At 63.3% G+C, this 16,565-nt stretch carries 16 protein-coding genes and 1 pseudogene; 4 read left to right on the top strand and 13 right to left on the bottom strand.

Features of this window, described 5'->3' with window-relative positions; all coding sequences use genetic code 11:
- Nucleotides 1-28: 28 nt before the first annotated feature.
- Together ACK5NW_RS07085 and ACK5NW_RS07090 are read right to left on the bottom strand one after the other, a co-directional pair.
- The gene (locus ACK5NW_RS07085) at nucleotides 29-1,870 is read right to left on the bottom strand and encodes a VanW family protein (RefSeq protein WP_416926476.1); all 1,842 of its coding nucleotides are present in this window, start codon (nucleotides 1,868-1,870) and stop codon (nucleotides 29-31) included.
- Between the two features lie 8 nt (nucleotides 1,871-1,878).
- The gene (locus tag ACK5NW_RS07090) at nucleotides 1,879-2,994 is read right to left on the bottom strand and encodes a DUF6817 domain-containing protein (protein ID WP_416926478.1); all 1,116 of its coding nucleotides are present in this window, start codon (nucleotides 2,992-2,994) and stop codon (nucleotides 1,879-1,881) included.
- A gap of 186 nt (nucleotides 2,995-3,180) precedes the next feature.
- Here ACK5NW_RS07090 and ACK5NW_RS07095 point away from each other — a divergent pair, with 186 nt between their 5' ends.
- The 4 genes from ACK5NW_RS07095 (at nucleotide 3,181) to ACK5NW_RS07110 (ending at nucleotide 7,996) form a co-directional block, all read left to right on the top strand.
- Nucleotides 3,181-3,453: an oxidative damage protection protein gene (locus tag ACK5NW_RS07095; protein ID WP_416926480.1), complete on the top strand. Its 273-nt coding sequence runs from the start codon at nucleotides 3,181-3,183 to the stop codon at nucleotides 3,451-3,453.
- A gap of 252 nt (nucleotides 3,454-3,705) precedes the next feature.
- Nucleotides 3,706-5,829 (top strand): FAD-dependent 5-carboxymethylaminomethyl-2-thiouridine(34) oxidoreductase MnmC, encoded by a 2,124-nt coding sequence (mnmC, locus tag ACK5NW_RS07100; RefSeq protein ID WP_416926482.1) that lies wholly within the window; start codon nucleotides 3,706-3,708, stop codon nucleotides 5,827-5,829.
- A gap of 116 nt (nucleotides 5,830-5,945) precedes the next feature.
- Nucleotides 5,946-6,821 carry an EamA family transporter gene (locus ACK5NW_RS07105; RefSeq protein WP_416926801.1) on the top strand — a complete coding sequence of 292 codons (876 nt, stop codon included), beginning with the start codon at nucleotides 5,946-5,948 and terminating at the stop codon, nucleotides 6,819-6,821.
- A gap of 110 nt (nucleotides 6,822-6,931) precedes the next feature.
- Nucleotides 6,932-7,996 carry a tartrate dehydrogenase gene (locus tag ACK5NW_RS07110; protein WP_416926484.1) on the top strand — a complete coding sequence of 355 codons (1,065 nt, stop codon included), beginning with the start codon at nucleotides 6,932-6,934 and terminating at the stop codon, nucleotides 7,994-7,996.
- A gap of 77 nt (nucleotides 7,997-8,073) precedes the next feature.
- On the opposite strand, the gene ACK5NW_RS07115 is transcribed toward ACK5NW_RS07110, so the two are convergent.
- The 11 genes and pseudogenes from ACK5NW_RS07115 to ACK5NW_RS07165 all read right to left on the bottom strand — a co-directional run bounded on the left by ACK5NW_RS07115 (nucleotide 8,074) and on the right by ACK5NW_RS07165 (nucleotide 16,441).
- The gene (locus ACK5NW_RS07115; protein WP_416926803.1) at nucleotides 8,074-9,105 is read right to left on the bottom strand and encodes an alpha/beta hydrolase; all 1,032 of its coding nucleotides are present in this window, start codon (nucleotides 9,103-9,105) and stop codon (nucleotides 8,074-8,076) included.
- Nucleotides 9,106-9,196: 91 nt separating this feature from the next.
- Nucleotides 9,197-10,243 carry an alpha/beta hydrolase gene (locus tag ACK5NW_RS07120; protein WP_416926805.1) on the bottom strand — a complete coding sequence of 349 codons (1,047 nt, stop codon included), beginning with the start codon at nucleotides 10,241-10,243 and terminating at the stop codon, nucleotides 9,197-9,199.
- A 41-nt stretch (nucleotides 10,244-10,284) separates the two neighbouring features.
- On the bottom strand, nucleotides 10,285-11,067 hold the full coding sequence (locus tag ACK5NW_RS07125) for a carboxymuconolactone decarboxylase family protein (protein ID WP_416926486.1): 783 nt from the start codon (nucleotides 11,065-11,067) through the stop codon (nucleotides 10,285-10,287).
- Entirely contained in the window at nucleotides 11,045-11,515 is a 471-nt protein-coding gene (locus ACK5NW_RS07130) for a cupin domain-containing protein (protein ID WP_416926488.1), read from the bottom strand. Before ACK5NW_RS07130 ends, ACK5NW_RS07125 begins: the two co-directional genes overlap by 23 nt.
- A gap of 165 nt (nucleotides 11,516-11,680) precedes the next feature.
- The gene (locus tag ACK5NW_RS07135; protein ID WP_416926490.1) at nucleotides 11,681-12,613 is read right to left on the bottom strand and encodes a LysR family transcriptional regulator; all 933 of its coding nucleotides are present in this window, start codon (nucleotides 12,611-12,613) and stop codon (nucleotides 11,681-11,683) included.
- 77 nt (nucleotides 12,614-12,690) lie between these two features.
- Complete coding sequence (locus ACK5NW_RS07140) at nucleotides 12,691-12,993, bottom strand: YciI family protein (protein WP_416926492.1); 303 nt, start codon at nucleotides 12,991-12,993, stop codon at nucleotides 12,691-12,693.
- 28 nt (nucleotides 12,994-13,021) lie between these two features.
- Nucleotides 13,022-13,579: an NAD(P)H-dependent oxidoreductase gene (locus ACK5NW_RS07145; RefSeq protein WP_416926494.1), complete on the bottom strand. Its 558-nt coding sequence runs from the start codon at nucleotides 13,577-13,579 to the stop codon at nucleotides 13,022-13,024.
- A 113-nt stretch (nucleotides 13,580-13,692) separates the two neighbouring features.
- A complete protein-coding gene (locus tag ACK5NW_RS07150; protein WP_416926496.1) occupies nucleotides 13,693-14,445 on the bottom strand; it encodes an SDR family oxidoreductase in 753 nt (250 codons plus the stop codon).
- Between the two features lie 69 nt (nucleotides 14,446-14,514).
- Nucleotides 14,515-15,096, bottom strand: a pseudogene (locus ACK5NW_RS07155) (NAD(P)H-dependent oxidoreductase).
- Nucleotides 15,097-15,127: 31 nt separating this feature from the next.
- Nucleotides 15,128-15,553 carry a DUF1330 domain-containing protein gene (locus ACK5NW_RS07160; protein WP_416926498.1) on the bottom strand — a complete coding sequence of 142 codons (426 nt, stop codon included), beginning with the start codon at nucleotides 15,551-15,553 and terminating at the stop codon, nucleotides 15,128-15,130.
- An 84-nt stretch (nucleotides 15,554-15,637) separates the two neighbouring features.
- Nucleotides 15,638-16,441 carry a putative quinol monooxygenase gene (locus ACK5NW_RS07165; protein WP_416926500.1) on the bottom strand — a complete coding sequence of 268 codons (804 nt, stop codon included), beginning with the start codon at nucleotides 16,439-16,441 and terminating at the stop codon, nucleotides 15,638-15,640.
- Nucleotides 16,442-16,565: the final 124 nt, after the last annotated feature.

Genomic DNA, 16,565 nt, shown 5'->3' on the forward strand with positions numbered 1-16,565 from the left:
TGGGTTTTAAAAGCTGTATTTTGACCGCCTATGGCTGCCCTTTTATCTTGGTCAGACCGGCCTGCACCGCTGCCAGCAACGCTGCCGCATCACCCGCAGGCACCTCGATCAGGCCGGGGTGCGGCCCAAGGCCGCAGGCGGGCGATGCGATGACGGGCACGCCCGCTGCCAGTGCCCGCAGCAGCGCGCGCGGCTGGTGCTCGATGTGGGCAGGCAATACCACCACGTCAGACTGCGCCAGCCAGTCGCTGGCATAACCCACCGCCGACCAACTGACACCCTCCCAGACACTGGCATCGTCAGGGGGCGATCCCAGCATCAGCACGCGCGCGCCCAAAGCTCTGGCCACTGCGGCCACCTCCGTCGCGCCCTTGCGGGCCAGCGCGCTGGCTGCCAGGGTGAGCGTGACAGGGCTGCGGCTCATATTGGCCACGCCAGTTTCTGGCGAAGGCATTGCCCAAGGCAGCAGATCGACCGCCATGCCCGCATCGACCAATGCGCGATGCACCGCATGGTGTGGCGTCAAGCGCCTACGCGCCTGGGCCAGCGCGCGCCATTCGTCCTGCTGCCAGCGGGTATCCACCCGAAAATCGCGCAGGCTGGCTGCGCCCGGCGTCTGCGATGCCGCGCCGTCCAGGCGCGCCTGAAGCAAAGACACCGGCAACTCGTGCACATAGACATCAAAGCGCCGCCCGCCCAGCGCCCCCAGCCGCCACAAGGGCACTAACAGCTCTTGCGCCAGCACCAGATCGGTCTGTTCAGGCCGCAGGCGCTTGGCGTAGTCGCGGGCCAAATCGGTGGCCACACGCATGCGCCCAGCCTGTCTTGCTCCACCTTCACCGCGCTGCAAGCGCTGCCATGCGATGCGCCTGAAGCTGGGCCAATAAGCGGTGCTCACGCGCGCCCCACTGGGCACTTGCCAACTGCGGCTGCGCAAGCCAGGGCGCACCCACGGCAGCATCCAGTCGGCATCGGGCTGATGGCGTTCCAGCCACGTCGCCAGTTCAGGGTAGCGGTCATTCAGCAGCACCGCTGTTCGGCCCGCCGTGAACAAAGCTTGTGGCTGGTGACGGAAACAGCTCGTTTGCGCGCACGTCAGGCAGCCGCGCGCCACGGCGCGCCCATCCGTTTCGCTGTCCACATTGTTGTGACCGTTGTGCGCATCACGCGCCAGCGCAATCACTTTCCGTTGTGCTGGCGGTGGTGCCGGGCAAGCTGTACGCAGGCGCAACCGCAGTTCATCCGGCGTCAGTTCGACCTCGATACGAAAGCTGAAGTCCGCTGCCAGTCGCAAGTCCACATAGTTCCACGCCACGGTGGCGTCTTCGCTGGGCGGTGCCTGCGCCTCAATGCGGGCGCTGTGCCGATGCCGCTCGACCAGGCGGGCACCGGCTTGCAGCGCCACATCGGCCAGCGCATTCGACAACTGGCACAGACCACCGCCTGTCGTCGGCACCACACAGCCATTGATGATTTCGCGGCCCACCGCAAACCCACGCCGGACACTGGGGCGACCCAGTTGTGCCCAAAAACTCAAGGTTTGTCCTGCCGCCACCTCCACCCCGTCGAAGTGCCGGGCGGCCACGCGCAGGTTGTGCACTTTGCCGCAGCGCAATATGAATTCATCTTCGCGCCCATCGACCCAAAGCGATGAGCGGTGTTCGGCCACCACGGGGGCGTCGACCATCGCCTGTCCTGCTTCAATGCGCTGCGGGCCAGATATCAGGTTTTGCGCTGTGCGCGCTGCGACATGGCAGCACACCTTGAAAGCGTGCCACGCTGTGGCCCACCGGGTGGGTTGCTGCCAGTCGGTGCCAGATTCGGTGGCAACCGCAGGCGACAACCCTGCCTGTTTTGAAGTGGTCGACACAAAACCGCCTATGACGCCCGCAGCGCCAGATTGTTCAGCTTGTCCAGCCGCTCAGGCCAGGTGCCCTGCTGCGCACTTTGTAGCAGGATGCGTGTCCAGGCGACCCAAGCTTGCCAGGCCACGCGCTTGTCCCAGCTGTTGCCCCAGGCGCTGAAGGCGGCCAGTGCGCTTTCGGCCGATTGGGCAGCGTCTTCGACGCGGCCAGCGCTCAGGTAAAGCTGCGCCAGCACCATGCGCGGCTCGCCCACCCAAGGGTTGTGGCGCACAGCCTGCTCGATAACGCTGGTGGCCACATCCACGTCCACCAGCGGTACGTCTTGCTGAATCACCGACCAGTACAGCGCCGCGCCTGCGGCGTCGTCTGAGGCGCTCAAAGCTTGCGTGCAATCACCAAACACGGGCGGCATGGGCAGCACACCTTTGAGCGCCGGATGTTGCAAGGCCAGTCCAAGCTGACTGATCTGATGCAGCATGCGCCCTGAAGGACGCATCGGCCCCGGCCACAGCGACCCGGCCCAGTGCACAGCCTGCGGACGGTGATCGTTGGACGCAGGAAAACGCGAATACACGTCATCCTGCCAGCTTGACCACTGCTCGATGGTGTCGGCCATGCTGACGACCAAAAACGCCGCCACGGTGCGCGGTGCCAGCACCACGCGGCCACCGTCGTTGCGCGCCACGGGCATGGAGCCATCGGCCTCGATTTGTCCAGCCAGCGCCTTGGCCACGAATTCACGCCGCGAGGCAGTGCAAAACTGGTACACCAGTTCTTCCGCATCCGCGCCAATCAACGCTTGCAGCCCCGCACGTTCGGTGCTGGCGTCGAACTTGACGATATCGACAAACGCATTGCCGTACACGCTGTGCAGCAGCCCCAGCAAGCGCACGTCGCGTGGCTGCTGCCACAGCGCCAGCGAACGCGCCACGCCCACCAGGTGATGGCGGAAGGTGCCCGCCTTGTGCCAGTCTTGCCCCACACCGCGCGCCAGCACCGTGGGCAGCACAGGGGCCAGATCGGCATCGTTGTTCAGCCACTCGTCATCCAACAAGCCAAGGGCGCGGGCCAGCAAATCAGCGTCAAGGGGCAAAGGCCAGGGCGAAGGTAAAGGCGAAGATGTGTGCATGGTGCTCGGATCGTCAGGTGAGATTGGTTCGACCGGGCATTCAGCCACAGCCTGCCCGGGTAGACCGCAGCTTAAACCGGTTCGCCAAAGGGCATACAAAGCTTGCTAAAGTCCTTGGCTTGCAGCCCCGGCGCGGGCCTGGCATCTCAAACTTTTTCCCCATCCACCACGAGGATCCACACGCTTATGGCACGCATGGTCAACTGCATCAAACTGGGTACCGAGGCCGAAGGGCTGGACTTTCCCCCCTACCCTGGCGATCTGGGCAAACGCATTTGGGAAAACGTCAGCAAACAGGCGTGGCAAGACTGGATCAAGCACCAGACCATGCTGGTCAACGAAAACCGCCTCAACCTGGCCGACCAACGCGCGCGCGACTACCTCAAGCGCCAGATGGAAAACCACTTCTTTGGCGGCGGGGCCGATGCAGCGGCGGGGTACGTGCCGCAGAATAACTGAGGCACCCCCTGAGAGCGTGTTCCGCCTCTTGCTGCGCACGGGGAACGACGCCACTGGCCGGTGCAAGCCCGGCCACGGCATCCGCGGGCATGGCTTGCTCCGCGCCCTTTTGGATTTACCCCCTCTCCCTCTTGGGGAGAGGGTTGGGGTGAGGAGCTGGGCACCCGATCATGTCCGATTCATTCGATGATTTACCCAATCACCCCAAAGCGCGCACAGCAAGCGCACCAAGCGCCTTAAACAGCAGCGTCCATGCCTCAATCCACCCTGCCATGGCGCGCCGACGGCCCTCCTTTCAGTCCACACTTTGACGACGTACACCACAACGCGGGCGCGGACGGCCCGGGTGGATGGACACAGGCGCGCGAGGTGTTTTTGCGCGGCTGCGGTTTGCTGCCCGAGCGCGCTGGCGATGGCGATAACAATGGCGGTGCACCCACCGTCTGGGCTGGGCAACCGGTATGGCAGGTACTGGAAAACGGCTTTGGCCTGGGGCTGAATTTTCTGGCCACCTGGCACGCCTGGGCCGCCGACCCACAGCGCCCGGCGCGGCTGTTTTACAGCGCCGTCGAAGCCTGCCTGCCCGAAGCGGCTGACATGCTGCGCAGCGCAGCGCCCTATCCTGAGTTGCAGCCGCTGGCCGCACAACTGGCTGCCCAGTGGCGTGGGCTGCTGCCGGGCCTGCACCGCTTGCAGTTTGAAGGCGGTGCGCTGCAACTCACGCTGGCCGTGGGCGACGCCCGGCCCATGCTGGCCGAGTTGAGCGGGCGCTTTGACAGCCTGTACCTGGACGGCTTCAGCCCGCCAGAAAATCCCGACATGTGGAGTGCCGAGGTGCTGCGCGCGGCCACCCGCTTGTTACGCCCCGGCGCACGCGCGGCCACCTGGTGCGTGGCCGCTGAAGTGCGCCAACGGCTGACGGCCTGCGGCTTTGACGTACAGCGTGTACCCGACCCGCCCCCTCAGCATAAGGCGCTGCACGCCACCTACACCCCGCGCTACACACCTCGCAGGCGCACACAGGCGGGCGACATCATGCCCTGGCAAGAGCCACCCGGTCGCTGCACCATCGTCGGCGCCGGGCTGGCGTGCGCAAGTTTGGCTTACAGCCTGGCCGCGCGCGGCTGGCAGGTGACAGTGCTGGGTCAAAGCGATGCACCTGCTGACGGTGCCAGCCACCTGCCTGCGGGCATCGTGGCACCGCACATATCGCCCGACGATCGCCCGCTGTCACGCCTGACGCGCGCTGGTTGCGCCGCCACGCTGGCGCGCGCGCGGGCGCTGTTGCAAAGCGGCGTTGACTTCGCTGAAACCGGCGTACTGGAACGCCACGCCCCGGGCGAGCGCCGCCGCCCGGCGCTTTGGATAGACGCTGAAGACGCTGCGCCATCCACAGTTTCTCGCGCAACATCCACCAGCGCCAGTGCCTGGCTTCTTGCACAAGCCGGTTTGCCCGTGGCCGCCGATCAGCCCGCGCTGTGGCACGCCGCTGCAGGCTGGATCAAGCCTGCAGCGCTGGTGCGCGCCATGCTGGCCGCGCCGGGCGTGCGCTTTGTCGGCTCCGCTCCGGTGGCCCGTGTGGTGCCGCATGGGCGCATATGGCAGGTGCTGAACGCTGATAACGCGTTGTTGGCCGAGGCCGATCTGGTGGTGCTGGCTGCCGGGTTCGACACACTGGGGCTGCTGCAAGCTTCGTTCAGCGAGGTGGCCCATGCGCCGCCGCCCGACCTGCCGCCCGCGGCCTGGCCGCTGCATGCGCTGCGCGGTCAGGTAGCTTTTGGCCCGATGCCTGACGATGCCCGTGCCCAGGCCGCGCTGCCCCCTTTTCCGGTCAACGGCCACGGCAGTCTGATTGCGCCGGTACCGGACGGCGGCAGCGCATTCTGGATCACCGGCTCCACCTTCGAGCGCGCCAACCCGCAGCCTGAACTGCACGCCGCCGACCACGCTGCCAATCGCCAGCGTCTGGCCGAGTTGTTGCCGCAGGCAGCCGCCGCCCTCAGCCCCCAGTGGAACGATGGCCGCGCCCAAAGCTGGGCCGCCGTGCGCTGCACCGTGCCTGACCGGCTGCCCATGCTGGGGCCGCTGCGCTGGCCGCCGCTTTTGGAAGTTGAAAATACAGCATCAAATCAACCTTTGTCGCTTAATACGCAAGCGCAAACAGCTATCAAATCGAAAGCAAAATTTACCGCCGCCGCCCCCTCAATTCCTGCCCCCCAGCCGCCCTGGGTATTCACCGGTCTGGGAGCGCGCGGGCTGACACTGGCGGTGCTGTGCGGTGAAATTGCCGCCGCCTGGCTGATGAACGAACCACTGCCCGTAGCGCAGTCATTGGCACGCAGCCTGCGTGCAGCGCGGTTTTCGTCGGGCACGTGATCGGCGCGCCACAATCGGGTATCGTCACGCCGCTGCCCCAACCACTACACCCCACCGCCTTGAACGCCAACGCCACTTCTTCTGCCGGTGCGGCAACCAGCACCGCCTCCCCTGCGCTGGCCGCCCCGCACCTGCTGCTGGCGCTGGCGGTGATGTTCGTGTGGGGCACTAACTTCGTCATCATCAAGCTGGCGCTGACGCATTTGCCACCCTTTTTGCTGGCCACACTGCGCTTTTTGCTGGCGGCGGTGCCGCTGGTGTTTATCCTGCCGCGCCCGCGCATCCCTTTGTGGAACCTGGCGCTGTACGGCCTGCTGATTGGCGCAGGGCAGTTTGGCGTGCTGTTTTTCGCCATGACGCGCTACATCTCGCCCGGCCTGGCCTCACTGGTGGTGCAAGCGCAGGTGTTCTTCACCATCGGGCTGGCCATGCTGGCCACGGGCGAGCGGGTGCGGCCTTTTCAGGTGCTGGCCACACTGATGTCGGCCTTGGGGATCGCCATCATCGCCAGCCACACCGACGGCCATACCACCGCAGGCGGCGTGCTGCTGGTGCTGGGCGCAGCGCTGGCCTGGGCGCTGGGCAACATGACCAGCCGCGCCGCAGGCCGCGTGAACGTGCTGGCCTACATGGCCTGGAGCAGCCTGTTTGCCGTGCCACCGCTACTGGGACTGTCGCTGTGGCTGGAAGGCTGGCCGCGCATCACCGAAGGGCTGGCCCAAGCCGATGCCGTGACCTGGGCCGCCGTGATCTGGCAAGCGCTGGGCAACACCATTTTTGGCTACGGTGCCTGGGCCTGGCTGCTCAGCCGCTACCCGGCGGCCACCGTCAGCCCGTTTGCGCTGCTGGTGCCAGTGTTCGGCATGGGCGCATCGGCCTGGGCGCTGAGCGAGGCCATGCCCGCCTGGAAGCTGGGGGCCACCGCCTTGGTGCTGGCCGGTCTGGCGCTGAACGTGCTGTGGCCGCGCTGGAAAGCACATCGGCGGCGCTGATCAGCCCGCACGCAGCCACTGCCGCCCATGAGACATGGTGTGAGGCGTTTTCAATCATCACGCCCTACACTGCAAAGCATCTTCAAATTGACCCTGAAGGACTTTTATCCATGAGCAAAACCCACAAGATCGCCGTCATCCCCGGCGACGGCATCGGCAAAGAGGTGATGCCCGAGGCGCTGCGTGCGCTGGAGGCGGCATCGAAAAAATTCGGCTTCAAATTGCAGTTGACCCCCATCGAATGGGCCAGTTGCGACTATTACGCCCAGCACGGTGAGATGATGCCGCCCGACTGGAAGGCGCAGCTCGAAAGCCAGGACACCATTTTGTTCGGTGCCGTCGGCTGGCCTGCCACGGTGCCCGATCACGTATCGCTGTGGGGCAGCTTGCTGAAATTCCGGCGCGAATTCGACCAATACATCAACCTGCGCCCGGTGCGCCTGTTCGAGGGCGTACCATGCCCGTTAGCAGGCCGCCAACCCGGCGAAATCGACTTTTTGGTAGTGCGCGAGAACACCGAAGGCGAATACACCAACCTGGGCGGCGTAATGTACGCGGGCACCGAGCGCGAGGTGGTGGTGCAAGAAACCGTGATGAGCCGCTTTGGGGCCGACCGCGTGCTCAAATTCGCCTTTGAGCAGGCCGCCGCCCGCCCGCGCCAAAAGCTGGACGTGGCCACCAAAAGCAACGGCATTGCCATCAGCATGCCGTGGTGGGATGGCCGCGCCGACGCCATGCATCAAAACTACCCGCAAATCGCGGTGGAAAAACACCACATCGACATCCTGACAGCGCGCTTTGTGCTGCAACCGCAGCGTTTTGACGTGGTGGTGGCCAGCAACCTGTTTGGCGACATCCTGAGTGATCTGGGGCCAGCTTGCACCGGCACCATTGGCCTGGCCCCGTCGGCCAACCTGAATCCCGAGCGCACTTTCCCCAGCCTGTTCGAGCCGGTGCACGGCTCGGCACCCGACATTGCCGGCAAAGGCATCGCCAACCCGGTGGCCATGATCTGGTCGGCGGCCATGATGCTTCAGTTTTTGGGCGAGCAGGCTGCGCACGACGCCATGTTGGGTGCCATTGAACAGGTGCTGGCCAAAGGCCCGCGCACAGGCGATCTGGGTGGCCAAGCCAGCACCACCGAGATGGGGCAGGCAGTGGCTGGGCTGATCTGAACTTGATCCTGTTTTTATAGCTTTTGACGCTTTTTCAAGTTGCGTCAACGGCCAAAATTGCAAGATTTTTCACAAGGCTATCGTGACAAGGTCTTGGCGTAAAACGGCGTCAGCTTGTCCATGGCTGCGCGCACATATTCAGGCACCCAGTAAGTCTCGATGTGCGTGGCCCCGTCAATCTTGAACAGCGCTTTGTCTTGCGTGCCGGTGGCTTTGGCAAAGGCTTCTTCGGTCATGTACAGGCTGTCGGCCTTGCTGCCCGCGATCATCAGCAGGGGCTGGTCAATCAGCGCCATTTCATCGGTGGCGTCCCAGCGCATCAAATCCAACAAGCTGCTTTGGGTGTATTTGAAAGTGGAGTTCGGGTGCGCGTGCGACTTCCAGTAATACGCGTAGCCCTGCCGATACAGATCGAAAGGCAGAGCGGCGATCTGCGCGTCGGTCATGTCAGCATCGCCTGCATACAGAATTTTTTCTCCGGATTTTTCTTGCGCCCGCGCATTGGATGCCTGTTTCAGGCGCTGCTGCACCGTGTCCAGTTGCGAATCGGCGAAGCCATTGCGGCGCACACGGCCTGAGTTGAACATGCTCAACGTCGCCACCGATTTGAAGCGCTTGTCGGCCTGCGCCGCCGACAAGGCGTAGCCCCCGCCGCCACAAATGCCCAGCAGCCCCAGGCGCGCGGCATCGGCCCCCGGATAGCGGGTGATGAAATCGGCCGCACCATGAATGTCTTCAATGCGAAATTGCGGTTTGTCGGTGTGGCGTGGCTCACCGCCGCTGCCGCCCTGGTATGCTGCATCGGCTGCGATGGTGATGTAGCCTTCGCTCGCCAAACGCTGGGCATACAGGCCCGCCACTTGCTCTTTCACTCCACCATTGGGATGGGCAACCACCACCACGGGATACGTCTTTTTGGCATCGTAGTTGGCGGGGGTGTAGACGTTGGCCACGATGTCCAGGCCGTTGAGCCTGTACTTGACCGGATGGATGTTGACCTTGCCTGGCTCGTTTTGGGTGATGGCACCTTGGTAGGCCAGGGTAAACGGGTTCGTCTTGTAGTCATCTGCCAAAGCGGCGCTGCCCGATGCGCCGACGATGGCCGCCATCAGAGTGGCCTTGATTGCAGTATGTGTCATTCACAACCCCTTAAACGCTTGTTTTAAAACAGCACCCAGGCGGGCACGAAAAAATGCGCCTTCAGTCCAGCCGCTTGTCTGCCAGGAACGCAGATACCAAATCCATAATCTGTACGTTGTTCAGGTCAGACATCAGAAAGTGCGTATTGCCCCGCACGCCGATTTCCGGCAGGTGCACCAGGCGGGCATCACCGCCATGGCGGTTGATGGCATCGACCCACAGCCGGGCCATCGCCAGCCGCACGCGCCAGTTGTCCTGCCCGCGCTCAGTGGTCGGCTCGACTGGAAAGTTGTCGCCGTAATAGATGACGATGGGAATGCGCGTGAGCTTTTGAAAATCCGCCAAAGGCACCGTTTCAGGCGACAGTGCTCCAGCCGCACTGGGCATGGCCGCTGGCTGCTCGCCTGGCGGAAAGACAAAACCGCTGCCCGGCTCAAAAGCGACGATGGCTTTGACATGGGCGCTTTTGATCGCCGTCAGCCACCCCGGCCCGCCGCCCTGGGAATGGGTGAACAAAATCGCTGGCCCCGTTTTGGCAAACAGCGCCGACATGGCATCGGTAATCACCCCCGCGTCATACGGGCCGGTGTTGGGCGTGACCGAACGCAGAAACTGGTTGAGCGTCTCGGGCTGGCGGTCGAACTGCACGTTGTCGAAATACTGCGGCCATTGGCCGATGCGAAACTGATCGAAGAACAACTGGTCGTAGGGCATCGGCTCTACCGTTGCAGCCACTGTGCTGTTGCCCGCACGCCCCCGGCGTGGCTGATCGACCAGATAAACCGGGAACCTGCGGCGCAAAAACAGGGTTTGAAAGCCCTCGCGTCCGTCCGGCGTGCTCTCCCAACTGCGCGCTGACTGAAAGGCTCCGTGCAGCATCACGATGGGCAGCGACCTGGGGTTTGGCGGCACCTGATAAAAGGCGTAAAGATGATCGCCATGCAGGCTTTGGCCCGCAGCCGTCGGCTGGTTGTTGTTGTAGGTTCCAGCGGTCTTTTTCACCGTTCCGCCAACAGCGAAACTCCCCTGAGACTGGATCAGCAAAGGCCCGGGGGCGTTACCAGCTCCGTTGGGTTGGGTGGCACAACCAGTCAGCAGGCCTGTCATGGCCGTGGCGGCGATCAACAGAACTCGGGCAGCTTGCACCGTCAGCCTCCTGATGCAGCGGCAAGCGCCTGCGTCAGCGCATCGCCCGCACGCTGGGCCGCACCGGCATCGCCGCGTTTGGCCAGCACCTTGACCAGTTGACGCAGTTGCGCCTGCGTCAACCCCACGCGCTGGCTGGCACGCATGTGCGAGCGCAGTTGAGCCTCAACCCCCGGCGTGGCCGCCAGTGCGCCCACCGTGGCCAACTCGCGGCTTGGCCAGTCGAGGTTGTCGCGCTCAAAAATGTCGCCAAACAGATGCGCCTGCAAATACTGGTTGATCACTGGTGCAAAGTCGAACACCGGGCCTTGGACGACACGGCCTGAAATCTGCGTCTGGTTGGCCGTGCCCACCGCGCGCAAGGCATCGCCTGTCGGAATCGGGCGGCCGGGTTCGCGCCCCGGAGCATCCTTGATGCCGCGCTGCTGACGCGCCTGCACGACTTGCAACAGCTCGTTCAGCGCATTCAGGCTTTTGGGGAAACCCACATACGCATACAACTGCACCAGCACCTCTTTGGCATCGCTGATGGTCAACCCCGCATCCAGCCCCTGATTGAGCGCCGCGTTCAGCCGTGGCATGTCGCTGGCCGCCATGAAAGAGGCGATCAACACAATGGCCTGCTGCCTGGCCGACAGGCTTTCAGCAGCGCGTGCTGTTGCCGTGCCTGGCTGGCCCTTGGCTTCTTGTGCCAAGGTGTCTTGCGCCATGATGGGGCTGACCGCTGCGGCCAAAACCAGCGCCAGCCCAGCCAGTGCGTGTTTAGCGGCCTTGGTATTGGTCATCACTCACCTGCTCTTTCCAGTTCGAGCTTTGGCCGTCTTTTTTGTAAGCCACAGCCCAGTGGCGCATGCCGTTGGCAGATGCTGCGCCGTGCCAGTGCTTGACATCGGCGTCGATCCACACCACATCACCGGCCTTGATTTCACGCCTGGGCTGCCCTTGCTCCTGCACCCAGCCCTTGCCATCGGTGACGATCAGCAACTGCCCCACCGGATGCACATGCCATGCGGTGCGCGCACCGGGCGCAAAGTCCACCATGCCGACGCTGCCGTGCTGGCCGCTCTGCCCCACCTGGGCCATGTCTACTGTCACATGGCCGACAAAATTCTGGCTGCCGCCCAGCCTGCTCGGCGTAGAGCCGGCAGGCGCAATCTGAATGCCCTGCGCATGCACAGCAGCCGCGCCCAGCAGCGCCGTGGCTGCGGCTACCGCAACGAGTTGTTTTTTCATAAGACCCCTTTCCTCAGCCCGGATCAAGCCGACCTGGTTTCAAATGAAAGCCATCTTAGAGATCGAACCCGTTTTGATTAAGCCCATAAAACCGCAAGTGGTGTTGAGCCAGATTCATGAATGGCCGTGGCTTGCAGCCCAGCGCCCACCATCCAACGAAACAGATCAAATGGCATGGCGTTTGGCTTTGGCCGCCTTGCGAGGCGGGTCGCGGTAGCGCAGCGCATCCACAATCACCGCCAAAGCACCGGAGGAGGGCCTGCGGCTGGGGTAGTACAGGTGGTAACCGGTGTAAGGCTGGCACCAGTCGTCCAGCACACGGATCAAGCGGCCATCAGCCAGCGGCTCGGTCACCGCTTCTTCCGGCACAAAAGCCAGCCCCTGCCCGGCCAGCGCCGCGCGCACGATGGGCGAAACGCTGTTGTAAATCCACTGACCCGTGACGCGCACGTTCTGCTTGCGCCTGCCTTTTTGAAAATCCCACACCAGCAGGCCGCCATGCGTAGGCAAACGCAGGTTGATGCAGTTGTGATCGGCCAGATCCTGGGGCGTTTTCGGTTTTGGCATGGCTGCGAAGTACGCGGGCGCGCCCACCACCGCAATGCGCATATCCGGCCCAATGCGCACGGCAATCATGTCTTTGGCCAGTTCACCGCCCAAGCGCACACCAGCGTCGTAACGCGCGGCCACGATGTCGGAGCGGTTGTAATCCACCGTCACCTCGACCGTAATGTCGGGGTAGTCCGGCAGCACTTTCGACAGCCTGGGCCAGAGAATGGCGTTGGCCGCATGTTCGGCGGTGGTAATGCGTACCGTGCCCGCGGGTTTGTGGCGCTGGGCGGTGGTGGCCTGTAGTTCGGCGTCGATTTCTTCAAACCGTGGTGCGGTGTTCTGGTACAGGCGTGCGCCCGCTTCAGTCAAAGACACGCTGCGCGTGGTGCGCGTGAGCAGACGCACGTCCATGCGTTCTTCCAGCGCGCGCACCGAGTGGCTGAGCGCCGACGGCGACACGCCCAGTTGCGCCGCCGCGCGGGTAAAGCTGCCCTCGCGCGCCACATGAATAAACGCCAGCACATCGGAATAGCCGTCTCTGGGCATTGGCGAATCGCTCCATTGCTCTGATGAAGCGGCATCTTATCGACCCGTGCAGTAGGTAGCGCAGATTCAAGCGCGCGCTATGCGCCTTGCAACCCGGCCAGTTGGGGAGAAACCATCACGGCCTTGAATTCACGCACGTCGTAGCTGGCCCAGCCGGGGGCGTGGTACACGTCTTCGGCCAGCAGGCGTTGCAGCGCATCGCGGCTGGGCGTGTGGGCCACGATGACGCCCGCGTGCGGCTGATCGAGGTAAGGGCCAAGCAGCAGGAAGTGGCCCGCATCGAAATGTTGTTTGAACCAGGCGCGGTGCTGCACCAGCAAGGATTCAGCCTGCCCGGCAGGCAGTTTGTCTGGGTCGATGGTGATGTGAATGAGGTACATGGCGAGTGGTTTTCCCGTGTGCGTGCAATCAAAGCGTGTTCAGCAAGGCCGCCAGGCGTTGGGCGTGGTCTGCGGCCCTGGTGCGCATGTCGACCAGCAAAGCCGGATCGCTGCGGCTGACGAAGGCCACGCCGCCGGTGTACACATGGCCTGCCCAGCGCATGCCGCACAGCGCAGCCAGTTGCTTCAGGGGTGGCAAGAAGTCTTCGATGGGATAGCCCTGCAAGCCGCCGTGGCGGTACATGTCTTCGGGCGCACCTGAGGTAAACGATGCCACCAGCGCCTTGCCGTGCAGCTTGTCGCCGCCGTCGCCGTGCGAGAAGCCAAACACAAAGGTGTCTTCGATCCAGCGCTTGAGCAGCGAAGGCACGCCGTACCAAAACAGCGGAAATTGCAGCGCCACCACGTCGGCCTTGACAAGCTGCGCCTGCTCGGCGGGCACGTCGATACGGAAGCCGGGGTAGCGCTGATCGAGCAAGTCAAACTCTGCGCTGGGCAGCAGGTTTTGCAGCGTGTGCAAGATGGTTTTGTTGGCGACCGAGTTGTTCAAGTCGGTATGGCCGGAAACGATAAGGATGTTTTTCATACGAAAGGAAGTGATAAGGTGCACACGGCCTGCCGGGGTGCGCCGGATGGCACCCTGGCAAGGGCGATGCGTTGACGAAAAAATTGGATGCGAAACGGCCTGAAGCTGTGCGCTCAGAACTCCTGCCGTGTCGGGCGCAGGGTGATTTCGTTGATGGCCACGTCGGCGGGCTGCTCAATGGCGTAGGCCACGGCGCGGGCCACCGAATCGGCGGGGATTTCAAAGGCGTCGTAGAACGACTTCATGGCGGCGGCGGCGTCGGGATCGGTGCTGCCGTGCTTCAGCTCGCTGTCGATCGCGCCGGGGTACAAGGTGGTGACGCGGATGCCGTCTTTGCCCACCTCGGCGCGCAAACCTTCGCTGATGGCTTTGACGGCAAACTTGGTGGCGCTGTACACGGTGCCCACGCCCGCAGACACGCGCAGCCCCGCCACGGACGACAGATTGATGATGTGCCCGCTTTTTTGCGCCAGCATGCCGGGCAGCACGGCGGCAATGCCGTACAGCACGCCTTTGACGTTGATGTCGATCATCTGATCCCACTCGTCCACTTTGAGTCGGGCCATGGGTGCCATGGGCATCACGCCCGCGTTGTTGACCAGCACGTCGATGCGGCCAAATTGGGCAATGGTCTGTGCGGTCAGGTGTTCCAGATCAGCGCGCCGGGCCACGTCGGTGGTCACGGCCAGCGCCTGCCCGCCTGCGGCGGTGATGTCGGCCACCAGTTTTTCCAGCCGGTCGGCGCGGCGGGCGGCCAACACCAGTTTGGCACCACGCGCGGCCAGATGGCGCGCGGTGGCTTCGCCCAGGCCACTGGATGCGCCGGTGATGACGATGATTTTGTTTTGAATATTGGAGTTGCTCATGGTGTGCTCTCGGTAAAAAAAGAGGGGAGATGAAATGGCATTCAGGTGCCGGTTTACGCCGGTTTACTTTTAGGCCAGGCGCTGGATCAGCGCTTTTTGATAGTCCGGCAGGCGTGACGCGCTGACGCTTTCAAACACCAGCGGCGGCAAGTAGTGCATGCCCGCGTGCAAGGCGCTGGCTTTCATGGGCGCAAACACGTCGGCCAGCGCCATGCCGGTGCGCCCTGACGGGCCATAGGTCGTGCTGCCGCCCGCTGCGGTAGACACCACCAGCATGTGCTTGCCCTGCCACAGGCCCGGCCCCACGCTGCCCCATACGTCGTTCATTTAGGCCTTCATCATCGGCGCGATGTTGAACCAGTGCGTGGGAAACAAAAACACGAGGCGATCGTGCTGCTGCGTCAGCGCGTATTCCTTTTGGGCGTCGATGGCGCGGGTGTCAAAACCGTACAGGGCTTCCAGATTGCGCACCGTCACGCCGCGCACGGTTTGCGCGGCCTGTTGCAAGCCCTTGGTCATCACCGAGCGTTCAGGGTACGGGTGCGAAACGATCGGCAGCGTTTTAGCTTCAGCCCTGGGCTGCTGCGCCATTACAGAGCCTGCGGCCAGCGCCAGACCGGTGTTCAAAACATGGCGGCGATTGAGCGGCATGACAACCTCCTTGGTTCAAGCCAGGCGGCACTTACTGCGCCAGCCCTTCAACGATGTAGGTGCGCGAGTTGCCCGAGCAGTGGCGGATGGGAATGAGCTTCTGGTACTCAACCGAGTCGTACCAGGCACGCGCCTGCGCCAGACTGTCAAAGCGGATCATCACCAGCCGCCCTTGCGCACCAAAGCCCTCTTTCACGTCCAGCACGCCGCCGCGCACCACGTAGCGGCCGCTGTAGGGCGCAAAGGTGGATTGGACCTGCGCACTGTAGGGCTGGATGCCTTCCACATCGGTGGCTTGAAATTCGGCCACGTAATACGCTGGGCGTGCGGCCTGCCCGGTGGCGACCGATGAGGTGACTGGGACGGTCTGTGCCTGTGCAGAGGCCAGCAAAGCGCACAACCCCAGCAGGCCAGCCATCAGCGCAGGCAAGCAGGGGCGGGGATGTTGCAAATTCATGGCACGTTTTCCTTTCATCAAATTCAGTTTTGTTATCAAAAACAGAGCGTTAAGCGCAGTCACAGAAATCGCTTAAGACCCATTTCATTCAGAGCTTTGGCTTGGTGCGCCGTCGGCACTGAACGCCAGCCCCCCTTTGTTCATCAGCGTGCTCGGACGCAGATCGATCAATTCACGCGCGGCCACCATGTCACGCGTTTGGTCGACGTAAGCGCGAAAGTGCGCCGTCTGGCGGTGCGCGTCTGAGGCGGCCTGGTCGGCATAGACCTCAAAAAACACCCACTGACGGGGCTGGCCTTTCAGCGTAACGGCGATCATGGCCAGCACGCCCGGCTCGACATCCATGGTGCGCTGCATCTCCCACATCACGATGCGGCGGTAGTCGGCCACATACTGCGGGTGCACGCTGATGCGGGCCATGCGCACCAGCGGCGCACGTGTCGGCCCCGTCACCGCCAACGGCGCAGGCTGTTCGCGCACAAACTGCGGCTGCACCTCGATCAACCGCTTGGTCGTTATTGCGCTTTGTGTGTCGGCCAAAAACTGCTTGAAGTGCACCGACGCGGTGTGCGCTGCCAAAGCCGCCGCATCGGTGTAGACCTCCAGCACATAAGCGCGCTGCGCATCGCCTGGCTGCGTGACGGCATACATGGCCCGCGTGCCCGGCTCTTGCTGGATGGAGGCGCTGATGTTGGCGCGCCCGGCAACGTCAAACGCCTCCGTCTGGCCAGAGGCGATGCCCAGCTCGAACAGGCGAACCACGGGCACCGCAGACGCAAGCGGCGCAGCGCTCTGCTGCGCGGCCACTGGCGTCGTTGACGCGATAAACGCGGCAGTGAGCACGGCGGCAGTGAACATGGTGGTAGTCAAAAAGCGGCTCCATGTCATGGTTTTGGTTTCCTTTGTACGTGCAGTGCTGGGCTGCGACGAGACGAATGTTCGGCCTTTTAGTCACTTAATAGAAGTTATGAATTGGTTATTTGATAATCAACCTGAAGTTATCAATCAAACC

Source organism: Ottowia sp., assembly GCF_047975795.1.
Taxonomy (GTDB): Bacteria; Pseudomonadota; Gammaproteobacteria; order Burkholderiales; family Burkholderiaceae_C; genus Ottowia.